The 13,737-nt window shown below is 71.0% G+C and carries 14 protein-coding genes and 1 pseudogene; 9 read left to right on the top strand and 6 right to left on the bottom strand.

The genetic code is table 11. From position 1 onward, the window contains the following. Nucleotides 1-176: 176 nt before the first annotated feature. A complete protein-coding gene (locus OHU35_RS12890; RefSeq protein ID WP_189724820.1) occupies nt 177-2,123 on the top strand; it encodes an FAD/NAD(P)-binding protein in 1,947 nt (648 codons plus the stop codon). Nucleotides 2,124-2,203: 80 nt separating this feature from the next. Continuing rightward, entirely contained in the window at nt 2,204-2,656 is a 453-nt protein-coding gene (locus OHU35_RS12895; RefSeq protein ID WP_189724821.1) for a DoxX family protein, read from the top strand. Between the two features lie 82 nt (nt 2,657-2,738). Here the strand turns inward: OHU35_RS12895 and OHU35_RS12900 are convergent, their stop codons facing one another. After that, complete coding sequence (locus OHU35_RS12900; protein WP_189724822.1) at nt 2,739-3,290, bottom strand: superoxide dismutase family protein; 552 nt, start codon at nt 3,288-3,290, stop codon at nt 2,739-2,741. Between the two features lie 299 nt (nt 3,291-3,589). On the opposite strand from OHU35_RS12900, the gene OHU35_RS12905 reads away from it, so the two are divergent. Continuing rightward, the gene (locus OHU35_RS12905; protein WP_189724823.1) at nt 3,590-4,195 is read left to right on the top strand and encodes a DedA family protein; all 606 of its coding nucleotides are present in this window, start codon (nt 3,590-3,592) and stop codon (nt 4,193-4,195) included. Between the two features lie 53 nt (nt 4,196-4,248). On the opposite strand, the gene OHU35_RS12910 is transcribed toward OHU35_RS12905, so the two are convergent. After that, entirely contained in the window at nt 4,249-4,479 is a 231-nt protein-coding gene (locus OHU35_RS12910; protein WP_189724824.1) for a DUF2277 domain-containing protein, read from the bottom strand. A 102-nt stretch (nt 4,480-4,581) separates the two neighbouring features. Between OHU35_RS12910 and OHU35_RS12915 the strand changes: the two genes are divergently transcribed. The 4 genes and pseudogenes from OHU35_RS12915 (at nt 4,582) to OHU35_RS12930 (ending at nt 8,887) form a co-directional block, all read left to right on the top strand. Continuing rightward, nucleotides 4,582-5,502: a ketopantoate reductase family protein gene (locus OHU35_RS12915; RefSeq protein WP_405505337.1), complete on the top strand. Its 921-nt coding sequence runs from the start codon at nt 4,582-4,584 to the stop codon at nt 5,500-5,502. A 206-nt stretch (nt 5,503-5,708) separates the two neighbouring features. Further along, nucleotides 5,709-7,934, top strand: a pseudogene (locus tag OHU35_RS12920) (putative bifunctional diguanylate cyclase/phosphodiesterase); the annotation flags it as partial. Then, a complete protein-coding gene (locus tag OHU35_RS12925; protein ID WP_189724826.1) occupies nt 7,931-8,449 on the top strand; it encodes a hypothetical protein in 519 nt (172 codons plus the stop codon). The pseudogene OHU35_RS12920 and the gene OHU35_RS12925, both read left to right, overlap by 4 nt. A gap of 84 nt (nt 8,450-8,533) precedes the next feature. Then, nucleotides 8,534-8,887, top strand: a complete 354-nt coding sequence (locus OHU35_RS12930; RefSeq protein ID WP_189724827.1) for a hypothetical protein — start codon at nt 8,534-8,536, stop codon at nt 8,885-8,887. 11 nt (nt 8,888-8,898) lie between these two features. Here the strand turns inward: OHU35_RS12930 and OHU35_RS12935 are convergent, their stop codons facing one another. Together OHU35_RS12935 and OHU35_RS12940 are read right to left on the bottom strand one after the other, a co-directional pair. Then, the gene (locus OHU35_RS12935; RefSeq protein WP_189724828.1) at nt 8,899-9,549 is read right to left on the bottom strand and encodes a DUF305 domain-containing protein; all 651 of its coding nucleotides are present in this window, start codon (nt 9,547-9,549) and stop codon (nt 8,899-8,901) included. A 103-nt stretch (nt 9,550-9,652) separates the two neighbouring features. Beyond that, nucleotides 9,653-10,051 carry a DUF6153 family protein gene (locus OHU35_RS12940; RefSeq protein ID WP_189724829.1) on the bottom strand — a complete coding sequence of 133 codons (399 nt, stop codon included), beginning with the start codon at nt 10,049-10,051 and terminating at the stop codon, nt 9,653-9,655. Nucleotides 10,052-10,229: 178 nt separating this feature from the next. Here OHU35_RS12940 and OHU35_RS12945 point away from each other — a divergent pair, with 178 nt between their 5' ends. Both OHU35_RS12945 and OHU35_RS12950 read left to right on the top strand, forming a co-directional pair. Continuing rightward, a complete protein-coding gene (locus tag OHU35_RS12945; RefSeq protein ID WP_405505338.1) occupies nt 10,230-10,811 on the top strand; it encodes a hypothetical protein in 582 nt (193 codons plus the stop codon). 106 nt (nt 10,812-10,917) lie between these two features. Continuing rightward, entirely contained in the window at nt 10,918-11,550 is a 633-nt protein-coding gene (locus tag OHU35_RS12950; protein ID WP_189724831.1) for a PASTA domain-containing protein, read from the top strand. A 487-nt stretch (nt 11,551-12,037) separates the two neighbouring features. Here the strand turns inward: OHU35_RS12950 and OHU35_RS12955 are convergent, their stop codons facing one another. Together OHU35_RS12955 and OHU35_RS12960 are read right to left on the bottom strand one after the other, a co-directional pair. After that, complete coding sequence (locus OHU35_RS12955; protein ID WP_189724902.1) at nt 12,038-12,889, bottom strand: DUF5753 domain-containing protein; 852 nt, start codon at nt 12,887-12,889, stop codon at nt 12,038-12,040. A gap of 12 nt (nt 12,890-12,901) precedes the next feature. Then, nucleotides 12,902-13,651: a DUF6879 family protein gene (locus OHU35_RS12960; RefSeq protein ID WP_405509215.1), complete on the bottom strand. Its 750-nt coding sequence runs from the start codon at nt 13,649-13,651 to the stop codon at nt 12,902-12,904. Nucleotides 13,652-13,737: the final 86 nt, after the last annotated feature.

Here is a 13,737-nt window from a genome sequence, read left to right on the forward strand (position 1 = left end):
TCCACCCCTTTGCGACCCGCGTGTCCCGCGATGTCAGTGACGCATCCCACAGGGAGCGTCAATCCTTCCCCACGAGCCTCGGTTCCCGCTCCCGGCGACGGCATGATGAGGCGGACCGTCCGCTTCCCGCCCGGCGGACCGCCGACACGCGCCCCACACGCCCGGGAGTACCACCCTTGTCTGCGTCGACCGAGGAACCCGTACCGGCCGAGACACCCCCACCGGTCTCCGTCGCCCTGGTCGGGGCCGGGCCACGGGGCACCAGCGTCCTGGAACGCCTCTGCGCCTCCGCCCCGGAACTCCTCCCTCCCGGTGCCCGGCTGACGGTCCACGTGATCGACCCGGACCCGCCGGGCCCCGGCCGCGTCTGGCGCACCGCCCAGTCGTCCGAGCTGCTGATGAACACCGTGGCCTGCCAGGTGACCCTGTTCACCGACGACAGCGTGGACTGCTCGGGCCCGATCCGCCCGGGGCCCAGCCTGTACGAGTGGGCGCGCGGCACGCTGGACCCGGACGAGTACCCGACCCGGGCCGACTACGGCCGCTATCTGGAGTGGGTGTTCGCCAGGACCGTACGGGACGCGCCGCCGAACGTGCGCGTCGAGACGCACCGGGCCCGCGCGGTCCGGCTCGACGACACCCCGGGCGGCCACCAGGCCCTCACCCTCGACGACGGCCGCACCCTGACCGGCCTCTCCGCGGTGGTCCTGGCGCAGGGCCACCTGCCCGCGACCGCGGACCCGGCCGGGCGGCGCCTCGCGGCCCACGCCGCCCGGCACGGCCTGCGCCACATCCCGCCCGCCAACCCGGCCGACGTCGACCTGTCGTCCGTCCCCGCCGGCGAGCCCGTCCTGCTGCGCGGGCTCGGCCTCAACTTCTTCGACCACACGGCTCTGCTGACGACCGGCCGCGGCGGCCGTTTCGTCCGGGACACCCGGGGCGGCGGCCTGCGCTACCTCCCCTCCGGCCGGGAACCACGGCTGTACGCCGGTTCGCGGCGCGGCATCCCGTACCAGGCGCGCGGCGACAACGCGAAGGGGCCGTACGGCCGGCACGTCCCGCTCGTCCTCACGCCGGAGACGATCGCGGGCTTCCGCAAGCGCGCGGACTCCGGGGAGGCGCCCGACTTCCTCGCGGAGATATGGCCGTTGGTGGCGAAGGAGGTCGAGACGGTCTACTACTCCGCGCTGCTCCGGCGGGCAGGAGACCCCGCGGACTCCGCGGGGCGGTGCCAGGAGTTCACCGATCTCTTCCTGGCGGTGCCGCACGGCGACCCCCGAGAGGCGGTGCTGCTGGACGAGTTCGGGGTGCCCGGTGCCGAACGCTGGAGCTGGGAACGGGTGTCCCGCCCGCACGCCGGACGGGATTTCGCGCACCTCGGCGAGTGGCGCGACTGGCTGCTGTCGTATCTGCGCGAGGACGCGGCGCAGGCCGCCCTGGGCAATGTCCGGGGCCCGCTGAAGGCGGCCCTCGACGTGCTGCGCGACCTGCGCAACGAACTCCGGCTGATCGTCGACCACGGGGGCCTCGCCGGCGCCTCCCGGCGGGACCACCTGGACCGCTGGTACACCCCGCTCAACGCCTTTCTGTCCATCGGCCCGCCCCGGCGCCGTATCGAGGAGCTCGCGGCCCTGATGGAGGCGGGTGTGGTGCAGGTGCTCGGGCCGCGCCTGGAGGTGGCGGAGGAGGACGGCGCCTGGGCGGCGCGCTCACCCGATGTGCCGGGATCGGTCGTCCGTGTGACAACCCTCATAGAGGCCCGCCTGCCGGAAGCCGACTTGCGGAGTACGGCCGACGGGCTCCTCGCCGGGCTGCTGCGGACGGGCCAGTGCCGTCCGCACACCGCCGATGGTTACGAGACAGGGGGGTTGGACGTCACGGAACGCCCTTACCATCTGATCGACCGTCAAGGAGTTGCACACACAAGGCGGTTCGCGTTCGGAGTGCCGACAGAAGGCGTGCACTGGGTGACCGCGGCGGGGGCCCGACCAGGTGTGGATTCGGTCACGCTTTCGGACGCGGATGCGGTGGCGAGAGCCGCTCTACGTGCGGTTGTGGCCGAGGAAGTCACCCAAGCAGAGGTAAACCAGTGGCCAAATGTTGAACTTGCAAGCATCAATTAGGCGCACCTAACGTGGGTTACTCATCGGTTCTGTCCCCCGACCGGCCTTCCCCTGGCCGGCCGCCCGAAGGAGTCCCCCACATGACCGCACGCCTCAACGGCGCTCAGCCGTACGCTCTCGGACTGTTCCGGATCGTCATCGGCCTGCTGTTCGCCTGCCACGGAGCCGTCGCGCTCTTCGGTGTCCTCGGAGGAGTGGACGGCAAGGGCGGTACCGCGGCGACCGGCGCCTGGCCGAACTGGTACGCGGCCGTCATCGAACTCGTCGGCGGCATCCTGGTGCTGCTGGGCCTGGGCACCCGCGCCGCGGCCTTCATATCCTCCGGCGCGATGGCCTACGCGTACTTCAAGGTCCACCAGCCCCAGGGCCTGTGGCCGATCGAGAACAGCGGCGAGGGCGCGGCCATGTACTGCTGGTCCATGTTCCTGCTGATCTTCACGGGCTCCGGCGCGTTCGGCGTGGACCGGCTGCTGGCGCGGCGCACCTCCGCGCAGGGGCAGCGGTCCACGGAGCAGACGCCGGTGGCTGCCTGAGCCGCCCGGACACCACCAAGGAGAACGGCGCCTTCCCAGCTTCGGGAGGGCGCCGTTCCGCTGCCCGGCGCGCGGTGGGCGCCTAATCACCCCCGCCCACCGGCCCGAACGGCACCGTGAAGCAGGCCGCCCGCACCCCCGCGCCGCCCGGCACGTCGTGGATCACGACCGAGGCCGCCTCGCCCGGCCGGAAGCCCCAGTCGTGCCGGGCACTCGCCGCGCCCGCGCCGCGCCGGTCGGCCGTGAAGTCCAGCCAGACCTCGTTGTCCGGGCCGACATGGTGCGGATCGCTCGACGGCCGGTGCTGATAGTGCCCGCCGGCGGCCTCCGGGTCGGCACCGCAGGGCTTCTGGTGCACATGGACCCCGTAGGCGTGGCCGGGCTTCATGCCGGCCACCTTCAGCCGTACGGTCGTCGGGCCGCCGGGCGCGGTGTGCTGACGCACCTCGATCCACGAGCCCTCCGGAACGAGACTCCTGTCGTACGTCAGCGCCGCCGACCGGTCCGCCGCCCCGGGCACGTCGAAACGGGCCTCCGCCCGCACCGAGTGGCCCTCGACAGCCTCGACACCGCCCGGACCACCGGCGAACAAAGCCGTCGCGACGGCGCTCGCGCATACCCCTGCCAGCAGCATGGTGTGTACCGTTCCTCACCTTGTGTCCGACTTAGCCCCTTCTTGTTGCTACGGGACACCCGCGCCCGGCGCCCTCCGGGACACGCAGCCGGGTGACGACTCGGGGGCGATGTGACGACTCGGGACGAGAGGAGACGAGCTGAGACACGACGTGAACAGTCGGTACCGAACGTACGAGCCCCCCGTGAACCGCCCGTCACACCCCAGGCGTACGCTGTATGGCTGTCATGGCCACTCCTGCCGTCCCCGCGCGACATCGCGGCACGGTCTGGCCCACGGGGGACTCACGGGGAGTTGCGGTGCTGGAGCAGGTGGGGTCGCTGATCGGCAGCCCATGGATCTACGCGGTGGTGGCCCTGTCCATCCTGCTCGACGTGTTTCTGCCGGTGCTGCCCAGCGGCGTCCTGGTGATCACGGTGGCCACGGCGGCTGCCGCGGGCTCGGCCACCGATGTGCCCGACATCCTGGCGCTGACCCTCTGCGCGGCCACCGCCTCCGTCCTGGGTGACCTGGTCGCCTATCGTCTCGCCTGGCGCGGCGGCGCCCGTCTGGACCGGGCGATCTCCCGCTCGCGGCGCCTGACCGCCGCGCAGGAACGTCTCGGCGCGGCGCTGGCGCGGGGCGGCGGCGCGCTCGTCGTCCTCGCCCGCTTCGCTCCCGCCGGCCGCTCGGTCGTCTCCCTCGGCGCGGGCGCCGCCCACCGCCGCGCCCGCGACTTCCTCCCCTGGTCGGCCCTGGCCGGCCTGACCTGGGCCGCGTACAGCGTCGCCCTCGGTTACTTCGGCGCCCACTGGCTGGGCGCGAGCTGGCTGGCCACGGCCGTGTCGGTGGGAGCGTTGTTCGGGGCGGGGGCGGGGGCGGCGTACGTCATGCGCAGGGAGCCGCAGGCGTCGGAGGCGTCGTAGGCCTCACGGGTTCGGGGGCGTCGCAGGAGCCATGCCGTAGGAGCTGTGGAGCCTCAGCTCGCGCGGCGCGTGGCGGCTCCCCGGATCTCCAGCCCGTCCAGCAACTCCTCCGTGGCCTGCGCGACGGCCTCCACGGCGCGGTCGAACACCTCCTGGTTGTGAGCGGCGGGGGCACGGAATCCCGAAACCTTCCGCACGTACTGCAACGCGGCAGCCCGAATGTCGTCCGCCGTGGCCTCCTCGGCCATCGCAGGGGGACGAAGCGTCTTGATACTCCGGCACATGCCCCCAGTCTCACCCTTTCGGCCCCCGTACGACAGCGCCGACTGCCATGATCTCCGCGAGGCGGCCACCACGGTGGGGCCGACCGACGAGAGGAACCCGACATGGGGAACGAACTCAGCGTGGCCGTCCTGGGCCCCGGCGGCGTGGGCGGGCTGCTCGCCGCGCTGCTCTCCCGAGCCGGCCACCGCGTGATCTGCCTGTCAGGCGAGGAGACGGCCCGGACCCTGCGCGCGGACGGCATCCGGGTCCGCAGCACGCACTTCGGCGACTTCACGGCCCCGGTCGAGGCCGACACGCGGCTGCGCGAGCCGGTCGACGCGTGCCTGGTGACCGTCAAGCACACCTCCCTCGACGCCGCCCTGGCGCGCATCCCCGCACCCGCGCTGGCCGACGGCCTGCTCGTGCCGTTCCTGAACGGCGTCGAACACCCGGCGACCCTGCGCGCCCGCTACCGTCCCGACCGCGTCGCCCCGGGCGTCATCCGCGTGGAGTCGACCCGCGTGACCCCGGGCGTCATCGAACACGGCAGCCCCTTCGCGGAGATCGACCTGACCGGTACGGCGGTGCCCCGCGCCCGCCTCGACGCCCTCGCCGAGGCCCTCACCGCCGCCGGCCCGGCCGTCCGCGTCCAGGACGACGAGGCGGCGGCCCTGTGGGCGAAGATGTCGTTCCTGGCCCCCTTCGCCCTGCTCACCACGCACTACTCCCTCCCCCTCGGCGAGGTCCGCACGCGCCACCGCGACGAACTGACGGCCCTGGTGGAGGAGACGGCCGCGATCAGCCGCGCGTGCGGCGGCCCGGCCGACCCGGCCCAGGCCCTCGCCCGCTACGACGCGTTCCCGCCGCGGACGAAGTCGTCGATGCAACGCGACGCCGAGGCGGGCCGCCCCCTCGAACTGGACGCCATCGGCGGCGCGTTGCTCCGCGCGGCCGAGCGGCACGGCGTTCCGGCCCCGGTGACGGCCCGGGTGGTGGGGGAACTTGCCGCCGGGCCGGGCGCGGAGGGCCCGGGGAGACACTGATCCGGCGTCGGGCCCGGCACACCCACGCGCCGCCGCTGTCGGACGAACGCGTGCGTCACATCACCTGCGAACGCCGACCACGAGCACGAGCAGTTATCCCACCTGACTGACAGTGCTGTCCGGGTCTCGATATGGTGCGAGCGGCGCGAAGGGGGATGGGCATGCGCAAGTTTTTGTCGGCGTTGCTCAGGACGGCTCATGCGCGCCCCGGCTCGGCGCTCGGGCCGGATGGCGCGCCCAGCGGTGACATGCCCGACACCGGCGAGCCAAAAGCGGCGAGCCCCATGACCGTACTGACGCCGATCCTGGCCGCTGCCGTCTGCCTGCTCGGCATTTTCTACGGCGCGCTCAGCGACCGCGGCGTCGACGGTGTCATGCTCGTTCTCGCCTGCACGATCGTGCTGGTTCTCGTCGTGCGCCAGGGCATCCTCCTGTTCGGCAACTTCAGACTCACCCGGGAACTGGCGCAGAAGGAGAACCACTTCCGCTCCCTGGTACAGGGCTCCAGCGACGTCATCATGATCGCCGCCCCCACCGGCGTCCTGCGCTACGTCTCCCCGTCCGCCGCCGTGGTGTACGGCCGCCCGGCGGAGGACCTGGTGGGTACGCAGCTGGCCGACCTCATCCATCCGGAGGACCTGGGCGGCGTCGTGCACGAGGTGCGGCGTTTCCTCGCCGCCGACCCGGTCGAGGAACCCACCACGCGCATCGGGTGCCGTTTCCGGTCGGGCGACGGAGGCTGGCTGAACGTCGAGTCGACCGTCAACCGTTATCAAGGCGGCCTCATCTTCAACAGCAGGGACGTGACCGAAAGGGTGCGGCTGCAGGCGCAGTTGCAGTACAACGCCGAGCACGACCCGCTCACGGACCTGCCCAACCGCGCCCTGTTCACCAAGCGTGTCGAGCAGGCCTTGTCCCGCCGCCGTGCCTCCGACCAGGGCGTGGTTCTGCCGGCCGTGCTGTGCATCGATCTCGACGGCTTCAAGGCCGTCAACGACGCGTTCGGGCACCAGGCCGGGGACGAGCTGCTCATTCAGGTCGCCCTCCGGCTCCAGGAGGTGGTCCGGCAGGGGGACACCGCCGCCCGGCTCGGCGGGGACGAGTTCGCCGCCCTGATCGTCGGGGACGACACCCGCGACCGGGCCGCCCGGGAACGGCACATCCTGGAGCTCGCCGACCGCCTCAGGGCGACGCTGTCGCAGCCCTACTTCATCGACGGCAACAACGTCCGGGTCAACGCCTCCATCGGTGTGGCCCTCGCTGAGGCGGGTCTGAGGGCGGGCGAGCTGCTGCGCAACGCCGATCTGGCGATGGGCCGGGCCAAGGCCGGCGGCAAGGGCCGCGTCGAGCTGTACGAGCCGCAGATGCAGCAGGACCTCGTCCGCAAGGCAGAGCTCGCCAGGCGTCTGCGGGCCGCGCTGCACGACGGCGAGTTCACGCTGCTGCACCAGCCGGTGGTGTCCCTGGAGGACGGCCGGATCACGTCGGTCTCCGCGCAGGCGCGCTGGCGCTCCGCCCAAGGGGTGCTGTACACCCCCGCGGAAATCTCGCACGTGGCGGAGGACAGCGACGGGATCCACGATCTGGGCCGCCGGACACTGGAGGAGGCAACCGAGCAGGCCGCCGAGCGACGCGCTGCGGGCCTGGCAGTGCCGGTGGCCGTCCGGATGAGCTCCCGCCGGTTGCTGGACCGGTCGACGTCCGTCGGTGCGATCGAGGCGCTGCTCACCGAACACGGCCTGCCGACCGGGTCACTGATCATCGAACTGTCCCACGCCGACCCGAGCATCTCCCTGGACGAGCTGCAACACCGTCTGGGCGCCCTCAGGCAGGTCGGCGTGCGGATCGCGCTCGACGCTTTCGGCAGCGGCCAAGCGGCGATCACGGCCCTCAGACTGCTCCCCGTCGACATACTCAAGCTAAGCCGTGATCTGGTCGAGGGCGTCGTCGAGTCCCCACGGCTGCAGAAGACCACCAGTGGGCTGCTGCGGATCGCCACCGACCTCGGACTGCAGTCCGTGGCCGACGGGGTGGACCTGCCCGAGCAGGTCGTCGCCCTGCGCGCGATGGGCTGCACACACGGGCAGGGCATGGCGTTCTCCGGGCCACTGGACGAGTACCGGCTACGCAGAGCGCTGGCCTCCGCTTACTTCCCGGTGCCACACGGCCGGCCCGGGACCGCTGTCGAGGGCAGCGACGTGCGGGGTGCGACATCGAGCGGCGACGCCTTTGCCGGACCGGGGCTTGCGGCCGCCGAGTTGCTGCGCGAGTACGCGCCGCACGACTGGGACGAGGCCGAGACGGTAGCCAGAGCAGCGGGTGATTTCGAGCATGCCCTCGCCCGGCTCTTCGTACGTCTCGGACCGCCTCCCGAACCGACGGCACTCGAGTACGACCCAGCAGGAAGCGGTGACGGAGGCGCGCGGCAGTGAGTGTGGAAGAAAGCAGCGGCGCTCCGCCCGTCCCTCCGGACGACCTCGTCGTCTCGGTAGGTTTGGAGATCGCCATGAAGTGGGGTGCCGCCCTCGGCGGACCGGAGCAGCTCAAGGTCGCGTTGGCGGCCCTGGAACCACAGTTGAAGCGGGATCACCAAGTTCGGCTCAGGCACCTGGACATGCAGCGGGACGCGGCCGCACGCAAGGACGAGAACGCCAGGGCCGCCGCAGAGCGCGAGCTGCGGCTGGCGCGAGAGAAGCGTCAGCACGCGCTCCGGATGACGGGCTTGTACATGGGCGCCGTGATCAGCATCGCCATGCTCGGCGCCGGTATCTACGTCGCCAGGGACGTCTGGTGGCTTGCGATCATGCTGTGCGGACCCAGCCTGATAGCCATGGGCAAGCTTTACGTGCTGCGGCGCAGCGACCGTGAGGACATGAGGGCGGTGGCGCGGAGCGCCCGGAGCGCGATGAACGCGGCCGGTCAGGCGCAGCCTCCGCCCGTTCCGTGACGAGAGCGAGGAAAGGACACCCGGTTCGTGTGAACCGCGAGAAGACACTCGCACCCCAAATTCGAACAGGCGTATCATTGAGGCGTGGCTACGACCTATGACTTTCCGAGTGACCTCCTCGCCGGTCAGGAGGAACTCCATCAGGTCCGCGCCGAGCTGTCGGTCCTGCTGAAGCGGCTGCCCTGGTCGGTGGAGCCGGTGGACGGCTTCAGCGACGACAACGGCTGGCGCAAGGTCGAGCGCCCCGCCTCCCCCGGCTGGAGCGCCGACGAACAGGCCGAGGTGGAGAAGCTCCGCCGGCGCGAGCACGAACTCGCGGTGTTCGTCAGCACCCACCGCTACTGGTCCGAACTCACCGGCCCCGAGCGGGTGACGGCCCGTTCCCAGCTGAAGCACGCGCACGAGGCTCCGCCGGAGGGGACCGACGGAGCCTCGTAGCCACGGAGTCGTCAGCCGCGGCTCTTGCCCAGGAGCTTGTTCATCTCGCGGATCTCGGCGTTCTGCGCGGTGACGATGTCACCGGCCATGGCCTTGGCGGGGCCGTAACGGCCCTTGCTCTTCTCTACGGCGGCCATCTTCACGGCACCCTCGTGGTGCTCGACCATCAGGGTCAGGAACTGCGTGTCGAAGGCCTTGCCCGTCAGCTTCTCCAGGCCGGCCATGTCCTCGCCGCCCATCATCCCGGGCATGCCGGAGTGGTCCATGGAGTCCGCCGGCTCGGGGGCGTCCTCACCCCACTGCTTCAGCCAGCCGGTCATGGCCCTGATCTCCGGGTCCTGGGCCTTCTCGACCCGCGCCGCCAGGTCCTTGACCGCACCGGAGACGGCCCGGCCGTCGGCCAGCCGCGCCATCTCCAGCGCCTGCCGGTGGTGCGGGATCATGCCCTGCGCGAAGGACACGTCCTGGGCGTTGTGGGCTCCGCGCGTGGCCTCGGCGCCGGCGGACTCGGAGGCGGAGGCGGAAGCGTGCGCGTCGTGCCCGCTGCCGCTGTTGCCGCCACCGTCGCCGCCGCACGCGGCGAGGACGAACGTCGCGGAACCGGCCGCCGCCACGAGGGCGGCCCGGCGCGTCAGATTACGGATGCTGTACGTGCTGTTCATGCGTGAACTCCTGCTTCCGCAAGGAGGGGGGAATGGGATTCGGACACGTCGACGCACCACACCGGCAAGGGCGTTGGCCCCCGGCGCGATGCGTACGCGGTGTCTAAATCCGCAGAAGCTGGAGTTCGGCGAGGGAGGGCGGGGCACGCGCACCTTCCGCCTCCCCGCCCGCGAACGCCCGTACGACGTCCGCCGCTACGCCCCCGGGGACCGGGTCGGGAACAAGCGGGGGCAGCACCGGCCCACCGCTCAGCGCCGCCGAAGCACAGGTCGCGTCGGCATGATGGACGGACCCGCCACCGCAGTGCGCGAAGGGCATGGCCGGGGAGTGCGTCTGAGGTGCGTGACTGTTCGGCACGTGCGACCCCTGCGGGACGCCACCCCCGGGCGCCAGCCCGTGCATCCCCAGCAACCCGGCCAACAGCCCCAGCACACACAGCACACGCCACCGCCGGACGACGGGGCGCGGGGCGCGCTGGACGGGGCTGTTCACGGTGACCATCGTAGAGAAGCCCCCGGCGCCCCGAAGCACTGCGGCAGTCTCGGACGCACATACGAACCACCATCAGGCGTGCGACCGCACATGCCCCGATCAGGCGAACTCGGTCAGTCGCCTACAACCGCCCTGCCCCTCCCCAGGTCATGCACCCGCACGACACGAATGACCCCGAGGGGAAACCATGAGCCAGCAGTACCCGCAGCAGCCCTACCCGCCCCAGCAGCCGGGGGTCGGTGCCCCGGCGCCCCAGCCACCGAAGAAGCGCAGTGCCGGCAAGATCGCGGGCCTCGGGTGCGCGGGCATCATCGCCCTCTTCGTCATCGTCGCCGTCGCCACGGGCGGCGGAAGCAGCGAGAGCAAGCACACCTCGAACAAGGACAGGGCCGTCGCCGCCGACGGCAAGCCCGGGGGCGGCGGGGACAGCGGGGCCGAACCGGCCGACGAGAAGTCCCAGGCCGAGCAGTTCCGGAACTGCGTCGCCAAGAACGGCACGGACACCGAGAAGGCCGCGGTCGAGCACGTCACCAAGGTGACCGGTGCCGACAAGCTGCTGACCTACCTGGGCCTCACCGAGGACATCGCCCCGGACGCCGTGTACGAGATCACCTACGAGATCCGCGGGGGCGAGTCCGGCCCGGTCATCGAGACAGCTCAGCTGTCAGACCGAACGAGCCTTAACTTCACACCCACTGTGATCAGCACCCCTTCAGCGGGCTCGAAAGTATCGGTGGAGATCACCGACGTGCTTACTCAAGGGCCGTAGGGCACCCGACGCCCATTCGAGTCACAAGAACGTCACTCTGCACCCACATTTCCTTCACTCATCGCATGATGCTCCATCAATACCAGCAACACATACGGGGGACACCATGACCAAGCGCACCACCGCAGCGGCACTCATCGCGGCCGCCCTGCTCACGGTCACTGCCTGCGAAGGCACCGACACCGACAGCGGCACCAACTCAAAGCCCAGCCAGGGCAGCAACGACAAGGCCGACACCAGCAACGACACGACGAAGGCCGAGAACGCCTCGCTGCCCGACATGACCGGCAAGGGCCTCCAGTCCGCTCAGGACCAGGCCCAAGACGCCGGGTTCTACAGCCTCACCTCGCACGACGCCCTCGGCCGCGGACGCATGCAGGCCTTCGACCGGAACTGGAAGGTGTGCTCCCAGACCCCGAAGGCCGGCAAGCACCCCACGGACACCAAAGTCGACTTCGCGACGGTCAAGCTCGAAGAGGACTGCCCAGCGAAGGACGCGGGCGCCGCTCCAGAGGCCGCCGGCGGCACGATGCCCGACTTCAAGGGAAAAGCCGTGAAGGCCGCCCGCCAGGCGCTTGACACGTCTACGAGCATCACAGTCAACGACGCCTCCGGGCAGGACCGGATGGTGCTGATGGAGTCGAACTGGCAGGTGTGCACCCAGGAGCCGGCCGCGGGAGCGAAGCTCGACGGTCAGCCCGTGAAGCTCACCGCGGTGAAGTTCGAGGAGTCCTGCTGACTCAGCGCCGCCGGGGCCTGGGCCGCAACGCCATTCCGCCGCCGGGGCCGAGCGGTTCGCCCGGGCGGTCAGGCGAAGATGGCGCTGAAGGGACTTCGCCGACCGGGGCCCCTGGCGCGCCCGGCGGGCCGGGGCCGGCCGGGAGCCCGGGTGCGCCTGGTCCGGCTGGCGACGCTGGAGCTGCTGGCCCTGCAGGGGCTCAGGGTGAGCCGGGCCCACAGGGTGAGCGTGGCGAGAAAGGCGAACAGGGGCCTGCGGGGTCGCCGCCGTCGTCGTGGACGTTCACCTGTCGCGGCGTGACGTACACCTGCACGCCCGCCGGGAGCGGGTCGACCGCCTACACATGCGAGCCGACCGGAGGCTCGGACGATCCTGGTCTGCCTGGCCCGCTCGCGGCCGGGCTGGATCCGAGCCGCCGCCAGTACCCCTGAGACTTCTTGCCCCCTCTCGCCTCCGGGCGGGAGGGGGCGATTCGTCGTGCCTAGGCTCAGCGCGCGTGCAGCCCGCGGCGGACCCGGCCGATCACATTCTGTGCGTCTGCGCCGTAGACCGCGGACTCGCTCAAGGTGTCCCACACGCGTTGGTAGAAGGCCACCGCCTCATCGTCGTCGAGCCACAGCTCGGCGTGCCAGTCCTCGGCGATGACGAGGCTGTCGTCAAGGATCCAGAACCCGTTCGCGGTGGGGATCCTCAAGGACGCACTGAGGGGAATGATCCCGAGTTCGATCGTGTCCATCCCAACCTGACCCGCCAGCCGGTCCAGCTGCGCAGCGAGGACAGACGGCGGGCAGACGAGCGCGTGAAGCGCGGCCTCCCACACGAGCGCATGGAACCGCCGCCCGCCCTGGTACAGCCACGTCTGCCGCTCCATCCGGGAACGAACGGCCTCCTCCGTGTCCCGCACCGTGCCTTGCATGTCGGCGTACCGCAGGAAGATGTGCCGGGCATAGTCGGCGGTCTGAAGCATGCCCGGGACGACGGCCTCTTCCCACGCGCGGATGACCCGGGCTCGGTCGACAGCAACGTTCCAGGTGTCCTGTACGGGCCGGTGCCCGGCAGCGAGCTGGCGGCGCCACGACCGGATGTGAGACTCGAAGCCCTTGAGGCGGGCGTCCAGTTCACCAACCACGTCAGGCTGCCCAACGGCGTGGCTCCAGGCACGGAGGTCCTCGCTCGTGGCGGTCTGCCGGCCACCCTCCAGCTTGTAGACCTTGGAGTGCGGCCAGCCGAGCCGCTCGGCAAGCACGGTGCCGGTGAGACGTCCCCCAGGAGCGGACAGGCGTAGCTCCCTCAGCCGACGGCCGAGGGCCTCCCGGGCCTGCTGGTAGTCCGTGCTCACCGGCGGGGGCTACTACTTCGTGCCGAGCTGCGCCGCGAACTTGTCGTACGGGCGGGACGCGTGGACCGCGGCGTCGCGCACCTGGCAATACCGCAGCACCTCCGCGGGCTCGGTGATGATCTCGACGTCGTGGAAGACATCCTCGTCGTCGAAGCGGAGGATCGCCACGAGACGGCTGTCGAAGAGCCAGAAGTCCTCGGCGGGCAGATGCACCCGCTCCGCGTCCTCCCGCCAGATGTTGCGCGCGTCTTCGCCGGTGGCCGCGTTACAGCGGGCGTAGGAGAGAAGGAACCGCTGCCCTTCAGTCGGCGGGTTGTCCACAACGCGCACGCGACCGACGTATTTACCCGCCTGCGTCTGCCGGTGGATGTTCTGACACCAGTCGCTGTCGAGGTCCGCCGGGGCGTGGCCGGTGGCGAGGAACTCGGCGTACCCCTCGTCGTCGCGGTCGGAGGCGTAGCCGCGTCGGGTCTCCAGGTGCCATGCCGAATGCTCGAAGTGATGGAACAGCCGGCCGAACTCCTCGAGGCCGATCAGCTTGGGCACGCGGTCCATCTCCTTCGGGCCGTGGTTGACGAGCAGCTCGCGGGGGACGACCACCGCGGCATCGTCCAGTCCGAAGTGCTGCAACTGCCGCAGGTCCGCAGGGTCGGTGAGGGGCCGCCCCTGGACGATGATCTCACCGCTGTCGAGGTCCTCGTGCACTGCTGGGCAGCCGCCGTTCTTGCTGTCTGTGCCGTTGAATCGCAGCCGTCGCGCCATGGTCGTCTCCTTCGTGCCGGGTCGTGTCGTCTTCAGCATCACCAGGCTCCAGGCCTCGTACTACCGTGCACGCGTCTCGTTGTGAG

The organism is Streptomyces purpurascens (assembly GCF_045040895.1).
Taxonomy (GTDB): domain Bacteria; phylum Actinomycetota; class Actinomycetes; order Streptomycetales; family Streptomycetaceae; genus Streptomyces; species Streptomyces purpurascens.